The 12,416-nt window shown below is 64.4% G+C and carries 8 protein-coding genes; 3 read left to right on the forward strand and 5 right to left on the reverse strand.

All coding sequences use genetic code 11. The annotated features are described in order from the left end of the window. A partial coding sequence (locus EB812_RS07405) for a flagellin (RefSeq protein WP_278184286.1) occupies window positions 1-218 on the forward strand: 218 nt, incomplete at its 5' end. Window positions 219-320: 102 nt separating this feature from the next. On the opposite strand, the gene rimO is transcribed toward EB812_RS07405, so the two are convergent. Continuing rightward, window positions 321-1,649, reverse strand: coding sequence for a 30S ribosomal protein S12 methylthiotransferase RimO (rimO, locus tag EB812_RS07410; RefSeq protein WP_118229697.1), 1,329 nt, complete (start codon window positions 1,647-1,649; stop codon window positions 321-323). Between the two features lie 389 nt (window positions 1,650-2,038). On the opposite strand from rimO, the gene EB812_RS07415 reads away from it, so the two are divergent. Then, window positions 2,039-4,234, forward strand: a complete 2,196-nt coding sequence (locus tag EB812_RS07415) for a putative bifunctional diguanylate cyclase/phosphodiesterase (RefSeq protein ID WP_130957996.1) — start codon at window positions 2,039-2,041, stop codon at window positions 4,232-4,234. A gap of 275 nt (window positions 4,235-4,509) precedes the next feature. Here the strand turns inward: EB812_RS07415 and EB812_RS07420 are convergent, their stop codons facing one another. The 3 genes from EB812_RS07420 to EB812_RS07430 form a co-directional block, all read right to left on the reverse strand. Next, a complete protein-coding gene (locus tag EB812_RS07420; RefSeq protein WP_118229698.1) occupies window positions 4,510-6,096 on the reverse strand; it encodes an NFACT RNA binding domain-containing protein in 1,587 nt (528 codons plus the stop codon). Window positions 6,097-6,239: 143 nt separating this feature from the next. Then, window positions 6,240-6,602, reverse strand: coding sequence for an RNA polymerase-binding protein DksA (gene dksA / locus EB812_RS07425; protein WP_118229699.1), 363 nt, complete (start codon window positions 6,600-6,602; stop codon window positions 6,240-6,242). 196 nt (window positions 6,603-6,798) lie between these two features. Next, window positions 6,799-7,866 carry an adenine nucleotide alpha hydrolase family protein gene (locus EB812_RS07430; protein ID WP_118229700.1) on the reverse strand — a complete coding sequence of 356 codons (1,068 nt, stop codon included), beginning with the start codon at window positions 7,864-7,866 and terminating at the stop codon, window positions 6,799-6,801. A 169-nt stretch (window positions 7,867-8,035) separates the two neighbouring features. Between EB812_RS07430 and EB812_RS07435 the strand changes: the two genes are divergently transcribed. After that, window positions 8,036-9,508, forward strand: a complete 1,473-nt coding sequence (locus EB812_RS07435; protein WP_118229701.1) for a sigma-54-dependent transcriptional regulator — start codon at window positions 8,036-8,038, stop codon at window positions 9,506-9,508. A gap of 465 nt (window positions 9,509-9,973) precedes the next feature. Here EB812_RS07435 and EB812_RS07440 read toward each other — a convergent pair whose 3' ends face one another. Continuing rightward, window positions 9,974-12,412, reverse strand: a complete 2,439-nt coding sequence (locus EB812_RS07440) for a penicillin-binding protein 1A (RefSeq protein WP_118229703.1) — start codon at window positions 12,410-12,412, stop codon at window positions 9,974-9,976. Between the last annotated feature and the right edge of the window lie 4 nt (window positions 12,413-12,416).

The raw sequence follows: 12,416 nt of genomic DNA on the forward strand, positions 1-12,416 counted from the left end.
ATTTGGGCGCTTTGCAGAACCGGCTGGAAAACACCATCAGCAACCTGACTACCCAGGCAGAAAACCTGCAGGCGGCGGAATCGCGCATTTCCGATGTGGACGTGGCCACGGAAATGACGAACTTCGTGCGTAATCAGATCCTCACCCAGTCCGCTGTGGCCATGCTTTCGCAGGCCAACAGCATGCCGCAGATGGCTATGCAGCTTATCGGCGGCTAGGGGCGTTTTTCCACGCCCCAGCTCCTGGCGGGCTGAGGACGCACGCCGCTCGCGACCTCACATATCCCCGAAGGCTTCCGCCCTTCGGGGATATGCCGGGGGTCAGGCCAGGGCCGTCAGGTCGTAGGCCGCACTTTCCACAATATCGCAAGGCAGCAACGCGCCCGGCCGCACGCCGGGGCCGCTCACATAGGTAATGCCGTCCGCCTCCGGAGCCTGAAACCAGACCCGGCCCCGGTGCAGGCCCGGCCATTCCGGATGGGGGGCGTCCACCAGCACGGGCAGGCGCGCGCCCACATGGGCGGCCAAAAGCTCCGCGCTGATGTCGGCCTGAATTTCCATAAGCGCCGCACGACGCTCCTCGCGCAGGGGCATGGGCACCTGCTCCGACAGTTGGGCGGCCGGGGTGCCCTCTTCTGCCTGATAGGCAAAAACCCCCACATGCTGCAGACGATTTTTTTCCACAAAACGGCACAGGGCTTCAAACTGCGCCGCGCTCTCGCCGGGGTAGCCTACGATAAAGGTCGTGCGCAGCACAGCTTCGGGCAGCTCTTCCCGCACCAGATCCAACACACGCTGCGGATCCTGGGCAAAAGGGCGGCCCATGCGCGCCAGCACCTGGGGGTGGGCGTGCTGCAGAGGAATATCCAGATAGGGCAGCAGGGGCGCGCCCCATTGCCGCAGCAGGCGCAGAAGCTCGCGGGTCACCCCGGTGGGATAGAGGTAGAGCAGCCGCAGCCAGGCCAGGCCGTCCAGCCCGGCCAGACGCTCCAGCAGCCGGGGAAGGCCGTCCTTGATACCCAGATCCAGCCCCCAAGAGGTCAGATCCTGAGCCACCAGGTCCAGCTCCCGCACGCCCTGCCCCAGCAAAACACGGGCCTCGGCCTCAATGCGTTCCGCCGGCAGGGATTTGAGCCCGCCGCGGATGGACGGAATGGTGCAGAAGGCGCAACGGTGGCGGCAGCCTTCTCCCACCTTGAGCCAGGCGTAAGAAGGCCCGGTGGAAAGCAGCCGCCCCCCGCCGGGCGGATCCGCCGGGGGCGGCGGCAGATGCAAGGCCTGCGCCAGCAGGGCGGGCCAGCGGGGCAGATCTGCCGTGGGCAGCCAAAGGTCCACCTCCGGCAGTTCCCTGGCCAGCTCGGCCGCGCCGTAGCGGCCCACCATACAGCCGCCCACGGCCAGCAGGGGCTTGCGCTTGCAGCGGCCCAAACATTGGGCGGCGTCCAGCACCGCCCGCACGGATTCGCGCACGGCCGGGGCGATAAAGCCGCAAGTGTTAATAAAAACCAGGCGCGCGCGCCCCATATGGGCGGCATGGGCAATGGGCACGCCCAGAGAACCCAGCAAGCGTTCGCTGTCCACCCTGTTTTTGGGACAGCCCAGGCTCAGGGACCAGACCTGCAACGGACGTGAAGGACGAAGAATAGTCATGGGGGCACTGTACAGAGCCCGCGCGCCCTTGTCACCCTGCCGGGACGCACTCCGGCGCGCTGCTCGCTCTTAATGAAAAAGCGCAAAGGGCAGCCCCCGTGCTCTGGTGGCGTCCGTCCGCGTTGGCGGCCGCCGGCGCACGCTTCGGACCGGGGCTCTGAACCGCAAGAGTTTGCCAAGCGGCGGGCTTGGTGATAGTAGAGTACTTTGATTCCCATAGCGGCATGTCGGAACCTCCTGCGCACCGTCGCTCCTGTGGGGCGAATACCTGCCCCCACGCCGCGCTGTTCGCCGTTTTTCGGTTCCGACGTCACAGCGCAAAAAGGTAAACCCGCAGCATGAAAACCCAGGCTGACGAATCCCTCCCTTGCGGCAGCAAGGCGCCAACCATGCCTTGTCTTACCGCCCAAAACATGACCTCGCACTGCTACGCTGGCGTGTTGCGCAGCGTATACGACGAAATCTTCGTGCTGGACTTTGCGCGCGACCAATGCCGCGAGCTCTACCGAAGCACCAATGTTTTTGAAACCCCTGCCATAAACAAAGGCCTTACCGCCCTGTTGGACGACGTCAGCGCCAACTACGTCCACCCTGACGACCGCGCCGCCTTTATCGCCCTGTTCAACCCTGAGACCTTGGACAGAATAGATGAAAAACGCGGCTTTGTGAGCGCCGATGTGCGCAAAAAATGCACAACAKGCGGCTACCGCTGGGCCCAGGTGATGCTTTTTCGCCTGCAGCCGCCCAATGAAGCGCAGCCGCTCTTTCTGGTGGGGGTGGAGGATGTGGAGGAACGCAAACGGGCCGCCGTACTGCAGCGCGAGAACGAAACTCTCCAGCAGCAAAAGCTGGACAGCCTGCGCTACAAGGCTGTAGTGGACCACACCCGCACCCTGGTCTTTGAATGGCGCGGCACGGAGCTCAACTACCTGAGCCACCGCATCCCGGAGCTGCTGGCCGGCAACTACGACGGCCGCATTCCCTTTGAGGTCTGGCGCGAAGACGGCGTGCTCTTTGCCGGCGACAACGCGGCCATGGACGCCTGTCTTTCACGGCTGGCCCTGGGCGTCAAATCCGGCGAAACCACTGTGCGCCTGCGGCGACGCGACGGCCAGTTCATCTGGTGCAAGGTGACCTACACGGCCCTGGCCGACGGCGAACCCGGCGACCGCTACATCGGCACGCTCAATGATGTGGACGCCATCACCCGTTCGGAACAGGCCCTGCGCCAGCGGGCGGAGCTGGACCCCCTTACCGGCGCCTACAACACCCAGACCTTTTTTGAAAAGGTGGAAAGCCTCCTCAAAAAAAATCCTGAAAATCCCTACGCCGTGCTGCGCTTCGACGTGGCGGGCTTCAAGGCCCTTAACGAGGCCTTTGGCCTGGAAGAAGGCAACCGGCTGCTGCGGGTTATCGCCCGCCTGGTGCGCCAACGCCTGGACCCGGAACGGGAGATCTTTGCCCGGCTCACTGCGGATGTCTTTGCCGCCTGCCTCACGGGCGACACGGACCGGCTGCTGCGCTTCATGCAGTCTTTGTCCCGTCGTCTGGAACACTATTCAGAAACGTTCCGGGTCAAGCTCTTTTTCGGCGTCTGCCAGGTAGAAAACCGCCGCACCCCGGCCCATGTGCTCTGCGACTGGGCCTACCTGGCGCAAAAAACCGTCAAGGGCAGCGACCTCAGCAGCTTTGCCTTTTACGACGACGCCCTGCGCAAACGACTGCACGACGAAACCTATATTACCGACCAGATGTACGCCGCACTGGAAAAACAGCAATTCAAGCTCTATCTCCAGCCCAAGGTGGAAATTTCCAGCGGGCGCATCATCGGGGCCGAAGCCCTGGTGCGCTGGGCCCACCCTACTGACGGCCTCATCCTGCCCGGCCGCTTCGTCCCCCTGTTTGAACGCAACGGCTTTATTGTACGGCTGGACGAATATATCTGGGACCAGACCTGCCGCACACTGCGCAGCTGGCTGGACAAGGGCTACCAGCCCATGCCCGTTTCGGTCAACGTTTCGCGCCTGCACTTTAACGACGCCGACCTGCCCAGCAAAATCATCAACCTTGTGGACTCCTACCACCTGCCCCACCACCTGCTGGAACTGGAACTGACCGAAAGCGCCTTCTTTGCCAATGAAACCGCCCTGATCCGCCTTATGTACGAACTGCAGGCCGCGGGTTTTGTCTTTTCCATGGACGATTTCGGCACAGGCTACTCCTCCCTGAGCACTATGCGCGACCTGCCCTTCAACATCGTCAAACTCGACCGCACCTTCATCAGCGACGGCACGGACAACGAACGCGGCCAGATTGTGGCCCGCAACACCATCGCCCTGGCCCGCGACCTGCAAATGCGCGTGGTGGCCGAAGGCGTGGAAACGCTGGAGCACGCCCGTTTTCTCCTCAACAGCGGTTGCAACTGCGCCCAAGGCTACTACTATTCCCGCCCCGTGGACACCCCGGAGTTTGAAGTGCTGAGCTTTGTACAGCAAAAAGCCTTCTGGGTGGACCCCAGCCTTGAAAAGGACGCCCGGCGGCTGGGTCTGCCGCTCAGTGAAGAGCGGCCGTACCGGGAGTATTAAGCAGAACTGTTCTATGCCGCCAATGCCCTGGCGACGGCGCGCCGACAACCGCCCGCTGCGGAGGCGTCAGCACACGTCATCTGCGCAGCTCTGCGCCGTAACGAGCGCGCCGTAACCTTTGAGAAGATATCTTCGCAACGGTCCTCTGCGCTAGAGCAGTTAGCGAATGAAATGAGCTAACTGCTCTGCAAGGATTTTCTTGAAAATCCTTGCCACAAAATGCGAGAAGGCAGGCTTTTGCCTGCCGTAAGCGAGCATTTCAAGTGGTAAATGCTCTAGCGGACGGCTTGCGGCAAAAGCTGGGTTTCCAGGCCAGGGTCCACGGGCACCTCGCGCGAGGCCAGCACCTTATCCACCCGCACGGTGCCCGCCGGAGCGCGGCGCAAAGGCTTGACGTGGCGCACTTCAGCGTACTGGATGCGGGCGCGGGCCGCATCCTTCTGCCAGCTTTTGCCCGCAGCCAGAGAACCGGCCTGATCCAGGGTACGCGCAGGCACCTCCTGCCCGGCGTGGGCCCGGCGGATAATGACGTGCGCGCCGGGACCGTTTTCCGCGTGCAGCCAGATGTCGTGCGGCGCGGCCAGCTTGCGGGCGGCCAGGTTGCCCTTGGCGTCGCGCCCGCGCAGCAGCACAAAGCCGTCCTCACTCACAAAGACCTGAACGTTTCTGGGAGCGGCCGCCGCCAGGCCGGCCACATCCGCACTTGCGCCCGCACTGGCGGGGGCGCTGACGGGCAGGCCCAGACCGCGCGCGGCCCGCAGGGCGGCCAATTCTGCCTCCAGGGCGGCGCGGCGTTCGCCCAGATGGACCAGGCCCCGCTTGCCCCTTGCAGCCGTATGAAAAAACCGGGTCATGGCTTCCCGTACGCTGTAGCGCGGGTCCAGGGCTATTTCTCTGGCTGGGCCGTGGGCTCCGGCGCTTACCTTTACGCTGGGCGCGCGCAGATCCGCCGGCCAGCGCCAGAGTTCGGCCTGCAGGGCCAGCGCGTCGGCCCCGGCGGCACACATGCCCGTAAGGCGCGCCTCTTCTTCCCGAAGTTTATCCAGCAGGCGGCGTAGTTTGGTTTCACGGCGGCTCAGAGGCCGGTCCGCTTCTTTGGCGGCGTCCGCGGCCAGGCGCGCCAGCACTAAGTCCGCGCCCGCGCGCTCCAGAAGGGGCAAAATATCGTCCCCGCCCTGCTCCGTCACCGCTCTGGCTTGCGCGGCCTCCGCCGCCATGCGCAGGCCCTCCCGCAAGGGCGCGGGCAGGGGCCAGGCGCTGACGGCGCGGCAAGGGCCCCCTGCCAGAGCGTAAAGAAAAATATCGCCGCCCCCCTGTCGCAGGTCTTCCAGCAAGGCCCACTGTTCCGGCGGCTCCAGCAGGGCCAGGGTGCGGCGCAGCGCCGGAGTGAGCACGGGCCAGCTGCGCCAGTCCTGCAGGGCGGCGGCAAGCTCCTGCGGTTCGGGCCAGGCGGGGCGCTCTTCCTCTGGCGTGGCGTCAGGGGCAAGAAAGCGTAGGCCGGGGCCTTCGCGCAAATCCAGCACCAGCCAGGGCAGGCTTGCACTGCCCGATCCGGCGGGCAAAAGCCAGAGCTGGCGCGCCCAGTAACACGGCACACAGGCCGCCACCCGACGGCCTGCCGCGTATTTGCGCAGGCGCATGACCGCCGCCGAAGGCGCAATGCCGGCCGTAAGGCGCTGTTCAGTAACAAAAAGAAAAGGGTCTTTGCGGCCGTGCCGCAAACAAAGAAGGCGCTTGCGCCCGCCGCCAAAAAAGGTCAGGGCCAGCAGGCCCGGCGCGGGCTCCTGCAGTTTTTCCAGACGCGCGCCCTGCAGCAGAGGCGTCAGGGCATCGCAACAACGGCGAAAAAGGTGGGCATCCATAACGCCTCCCGTAAAAAAGCCGCCGCCGTGCTCCTGAAAAGCAGCGACGGCGGTCTGAGGCTGGTGCTGGCAACAAAGGTCGGGGCCGGGATGCGCTGGTCCCAAAACGCGGCGGGCACAACGGCCCCAACCGGGAGGCCCGGCTAATCGCCGCGCAGATGCTCGTCTTCTTCCTGTTTGGCTTTACAGTTGATGCACAAGCGGGTCACGGGGCGGGCCTTGAGCCGGGCGATGCTGATATCATCGCCGCATTCTTCGCAAATACCATAGGTGCCATCGTCAATGCGGGTGATGGCGGCCTGGATTTTGCGGATCAGGCGGCGCTCCCGGTCGCGAATGCGCAGGGTAAAGGCCCTGTCGGATTCCGCCGTGGCACGGTCCGCGGGGTCGGCAAAGACCTCGTTACTGTCGGTCAGTTCTTCAAGGGTGCTGTCGCCCTTTTGCTGGGCTTCTTCCAGCATCCCGGTGAGCAGCTTGCGAAAATACTCCAAATCCTTGTGATCCATATACTCCTCCGGCGGATGCCGCTGGGGGCCGCGGAATGGTCTTCAACACAATGAAACTCTATAGCGTCATACACAAAATTTGTAAAGCGCACTGCACCATCGTCATCAAAAGATACGCAACTTGTTGCAATCTGTGACGAACCAGCAACAACGCCGTGTCGCCGCTGTACTGCAAGAAGGGCCTGCTGCGGATGGATCAGTCCGCACATGCGGTTCTGGCCCGCGCCGCTGCCTTGACGGCGGCCTTGACCGTCTCCCAGGCGGGTTCACCCCAGGCGTCCTCTTGGCGGGCGGGCGTGATTTGCAGATCCCCCCTCACGCCGTCCGGCACAAGGCGCACCGCCACCGCCCCGCCCAGGGCCATAGCCTTGGGCGCGTAAGAGGCTGCGTGGGCCGCGGCCGATTCCAGCACGGGCAAGGGCCAGATCGCGCCCTTGCGGGCCAGGGCCAACGGACCAGGCAGGTCGCGCAGCCGCAAAAGCAGATCCCCCGGCCGAGCCGCCGCGGCCAGCTTTTCATTATCCGCGCTGTTGCGCCCCACGCACAGCCAGTAGGCCGCTTCTGCCGTTCTGTGCCAGAACTGCCGCCCCAGGTTGGCCAGGGCAAAGTCCGCGCCCGTGGGCGCGTCCGTCAGCGTAAGCACCTGCCAGTAGCGGCGGGCATTTTCCCGTTCCGTCAGGCGGCAGCCGCCGCCGGGGGTAGGCACTTCCCTGATGCCCATCTCTCGCGCCAGCGCCAGCTGGTCCTGCCGGCCGCGTCCCCAGATGCCCAGCAGCCGGTCCCGGTCTACCAGGCCGCTTTCTTCCAGGGGCGTAGGCGGCAGATGCAGGGCGCTCAAAGGTCGCAGCAGCACATCCCTGACCGCCGCGTCGCGCAGAATCACGTTGAGCGTGTCCCGCCGCTGGGACATGGGCCGCTGGCCCAGCACCTCGCCCGTGGCCAGACCCTGCGCGCCCACGGCCTCCATATACTTGCGGGCCTCGCGCAGCAGCAGAATCTTGCAGTCCACACAAGGGTTGAGCACCTTGCCGAAGCCGTGCGCAGGCCAGGCCCGCAGCAGGGCCGCAAAGGCCTCGCTCACGTCCTGGACCGCAATATCCAGACCGTATTCCTGCCGCCAGTGCGGCACGGATGCGGCACTGCCGAAAAAAGGCGCCGTGAAGTGCAGGCAACGCACGGTCAGACCCTGACGTTCCAGCAGCTTGGCGGTAAGCAGACTGTCCAGCCCGCCGGAAAACAGCGTGATAATTTGGGGATTTTTCATAACGTATGGACATAAAGGATGTAGAGGAGTTTTTACAACAACGCGCCCAGCCGGAACGTATGGGCGCGGCAGAGGCTTTTTGTGCGCACGCCGCCATTGCGCCCGGCAACGGCCGGCCCCGGCGCACCCCGTGTTGCATTGTGGCGCGCGACACGATACACAGCATTGCATGGCCACGCAACGTCTGCTCTTCCTCACTCCCGCTCAGGCCGTGACCGGCATCTTCCCCGCGTTACGCGACGCGGGCTTTGAACTGGGCATTGCCGAAAATCTCAAGGGCGCGTCGGCCTTCATCAGCAAATCCGGGCCGGGCATCATCTTCGCCCGCCCCACCCTGCCGGGCTTTCGTGTGGAAGACCTGCTGGCCGTGGGCGCGGAAGACCCGCACTTTCCCCCGGTCATCGTGGTGGCCGACAAAGGCAGCCCTCAGGAGGCCGAACGCCTGCTCAACCTGGGCGCGCGCGACTACTGGCTGGAACCCCTGGATGTGGAGCGCGTCAAAATCGCCGCCGGCGCCGCACGCCGCCAGCCCGCACCGGCCCCCGCCGCCTCCACCCTGGGCGGCCGCAGGCCCGTCTGCCCCCAGGGCGCGGGCCCGCGCATCGTGGGCAACCACCCCAGCATCCGCCGCGTGCTCCAGCTGGCCCGCCAGGTGGCCCCATCCCGCGCAACGGTGCTCATTACCGGCGCTTCCGGCACAGGCAAAGAAATGTTTGCCCGCTACCTGCACGCCATGAGCCCCCGCGCCGCCCGCCCCTTCGTTGCCGTCAACTGCGCCGCCCTGCCCGAACACCTGCTGGAAAGCGAACTCTTCGGCCACGAAAAAGGCGCGTTTACCGGGGCCATTGCCCGCAAACCCGGCAAGTTTGAACTGGCCGACGGCGGCACCCTGCTGCTGGACGAAATTTCAGAAATGGACCTGGCCCTGCAGGCCAAACTCCTGCGCGTGCTCCAGGAAGGCGAGGTGGACCGCGTGGGCGGCACGGAAACCCTCAAAGTTGACGTGCGCGTGCTGGCCACCACCAACCGCAACCTCGAAGAATGGGTCGCCCAGGGCAAATTTCGCCAGGATCTCTATTTCCGCCTTAACGTCATTCCCCTGCGCCTGCCCTCCCTGCACCAGCGTGGCGACGACGTGCTGGACCTGGCCCGCTTTTTCATCAATCTCTATATCCGTGAATACGCCCTCCCGGCCACAGACCTGGCCCCCAGCGCCGTGGACTGGCTCAAAAATTACGACTTTCCCGGCAATGTGCGCGAACTGCAGAACCTCATGGAACGCGCCGTGCTCCTGGCCAACGGCCGCCCCCTGGAGCCCCGCCACTTCCTTCTCGAAGACGAAGATTGGCCCCTCTTTGAAGACGAAACCGCGCCGGACCCAGCAGCCCCGGCGCCATCCCCAACCCCCACGGCCGATGCCCCGGCAGCCTCCGCCGCAGCCGGTGGCACTGCCGCTGCAACGCTCACTGCCACCGCCGGACCGGTCATCCCCCTCCACGAAATGGAACGCATCATGATCCTCAAAGGCCTGGAAGTTACCGCCGGCAACCGTACCCAGGCCGCCGAACTCCTCGGTATCTCCGTGCGCACCCTGCGCAATAAGCTCAACGAATACCGCGCCGCCGGGCATCCGGTGGAATAAGAAAGCCTTGTGGGGGGAAGGGAACTTTTTCCCGGACAAGGCAGAATTGAAACAGGAACCCTTTGAGAATAGGCATTCTCAAAGGGTCCGGCACGCGCGTTCCGGCGCTTACCCGCGCAACTGCAGAGCGCTGCTGCCTTTGCCCCTAACTTCCTTCGTTGTAACGGGCTAAGCCCCTGCATTGCAACGGCTGGAGCTATGCTTGTGTTCCAGGCGGGCGGCTGTTTGCACAACCGCCAGGACATTGCAGCATGGCAAGGCCCTAACTCCGGGGCAGCGCCGGGGCAGAGATGAAGCCCCGCCTGTTGGGCGCGGACGGCGCGGGGCGGGGGTCGCGTCCCTAGAGCATTTAACACTTGAAATGCTCGCTTACGGCAGGCAAAAGCCTGCCTTCTCGCATTTCGTGGCAAGGATTTTCAAGAAAATCCTTGCAGAGCAGTTAGCTCATTTCATTCGCTAACTGCTCTAGAACATCTGCCGCATAAGATCTTCCCCCCCCTGAGAGGTGTCCACCACGCTGCCGTCCTCGGTGCCCGGCGCTGTAGCCGAAGCGCCCTGCATGGGTTCGTCGGCCTTGAAGGCCAGCCCGTCCGCCATGACAATGCCCTCAGGCATGGTAAAGTCATCATTGGGGTAGAGGTGTTCTATAGTGCTGCGATAATACCGAAAGATGGGCGCGGCCGTGCGGCCGCCCTGCTCCAGGCGGCCCAGACTGCGCAGCTGGTCGTAGCCCACATAGACGCCCGTGACCAGATAGGGCGAAAAGCCCACAAACCAGGCGTCGTGCTCGTCGTTGGTGGTGCCGGTCTTGCCCGCAATAATGCGGCCTTCCACCTTGGCCCGGCCGCCTGTGCCCTGGTTCACCACTTCCTTGAGCAAGGTGGCCATAATATAGGCGTTCTGCGGGCTGACGGCCTGCCAGTGCTCCACGTCCTGCCGGTAAAGTTCCCGCCCGCGGGAATCGGTGATGGAGGTGATGATGCGCGGGCGCACGCCCAGCCCCTGATTGGCAAAAGCCGCATAGGCCTGGGTCAGGTTAAGGGGCGAAACGGCCACCGCGCCCAGGCTGATGGCCAGCTCCTGCGGAAAGTGCGGTTCCAGCCCCAGGGCCTTGGCCCGCTGCACCACGTTGGCTATGCCCACCTGTTGCGCCACCCGCACGGTACAAGTATTGCGCGAAAGAGCCAGGGCCGTGTGCAAGGGCAGCTCGCCCTTGTAGTTGTGCTCGTAGTTGGAAGGCCGCCAGACTTCGTTGGTATAAGGATTGACATAGACGAAGGGCGCGTCCAGCACGGTGGAGGCGGCCGTAAAGCCATAATCCAGAGCGGTGGAGTAGACCACGGGTTTGAAGCTGGAGCCGGGCTGCCGCCGGGCCTGGGTGGCACGGTTGAAGTGGCTGTCCCCAAACTGGTAGCCGCCGATAAGGGCCACCACGTCGCCGTTGCGGGCTTCCACCGAAGCCAGCGCCCCCTGCACCACGGGTTCCTGCTGCAGACGCAGGGTCACAGGCGCGCCCTTTTGGACCTGAGAGGGATCAAAGGGCTCGGAGATCTGCGTTTTGCGGCCTTTGGCATCCTTGCCCGCCCGCGTCAGGTCCGCAGCCGAAACCCAGACCACGTCGCCGGGGGAAAGCACCTGACGGACGTCCTTGACGGCCGGGGCGTAAACGCCGGCCACCTTGGGATTGGGTTTGCGCGCCCAGGACATCTGCGCCACGGGGATGACCCCGCTATAGCCCCGCCCCAGGGTCACGCGGGCCTCGCGGGCCTCCACACCCGTGACCAGGGCCTTGACCCAGCCGTTACCAGCCAGATCCAGAGGCGTAAAGGCGCTGGCCTGGATAAAGGCCTGCTGCGCGGTCGGATCCAGCTTTTGCAGGGGGCCGCGCCAGCCCTGGCGCTTGTCCAGCTCTTCCAGTCCGCGCCGCAGGGCCGCGCCGGCGGCCTCTTGCTGCACCGGGTCCATGGCCGTGCGCACTGTAAGTCCGGCCTCATAAACGTAGTCCGCGCCGTATTTGCGCGTATCCACGCCCAGAGCCTTAAGATTCTGCTCCGTAAAAAATTCAATGAGCAGGCGCCGGGCTTCTTCCAGATACCAAAGGGCCGCGCCGCCCACGCCTTCGGGCATGCTCCAGTAGACCAGGGGCTCGGCAGCGGCCTGAGCGTATTCTTCAGGCGTAATCCATTTAAGATCGCGCAGACGGCCCAGTACATACATCTGCCGGGTTTTGGCCTCTTCGGGTCGGCGGAAGGGATTGTACGTGCTGGGGGCCTTGGGCAGACCGGCAATAACCGCGCTCTCGGCCAGGGTAATGTCCGCCGCGTGTTTGCCGAAGTAGGTGCGGGCCGCAGCCTCCACGCCGTAGGCGTGTTCACCCAGGTAGATCTGGTTGAGGTAGACAGTGAGGATCTGGTCCTTGGTGTAGTCCTGCTCCACCCTGTAGGCCAGGATGGCTTCCTTCATCTTGCGGGTGTAACTGCGCTCGGAGGTAAGCAGCAGCTGTTTGATGAGCTGCTGGGTGATGGTGCTGCCGCCCTCGCCCTGCCGACCCTTGCGGAGGTTGTTGATGGCCGCGCGCAGAATGGCCACCGGGTCCACGCCCATATGCTGGTAGAAGCTGTCGTCCTCGGCCGCCAGAAAGGCCATGGGCAGATAGCGCGACATGTCCTTGAGGCCGATGACGTAACGTTTTTCATGGTACAGGGTGCCCAAAACGGAGTTGTCCCGGGCCAGAATGACCGTGGCCTGGGGCTGCTGGTACTCGGCCAGGCGGTTGAGGTCCGGCAGATCGCGCGAAGCCCAGTAAAACAGCATGGCCACGGCGGCCGTACCGAGCACGCCGCCCACAAACAGCAGACCCACCAGCCAGAGCAGGCTCTTTTTAAGCATACGACGCATTTTCATGAGC

The sequence above is a fragment of the Desulfovibrio legallii genome (assembly GCF_004309735.1).
Lineage (GTDB): Bacteria > Desulfobacterota > Desulfovibrionia > Desulfovibrionales > Desulfovibrionaceae > Desulfovibrio > Desulfovibrio legallii.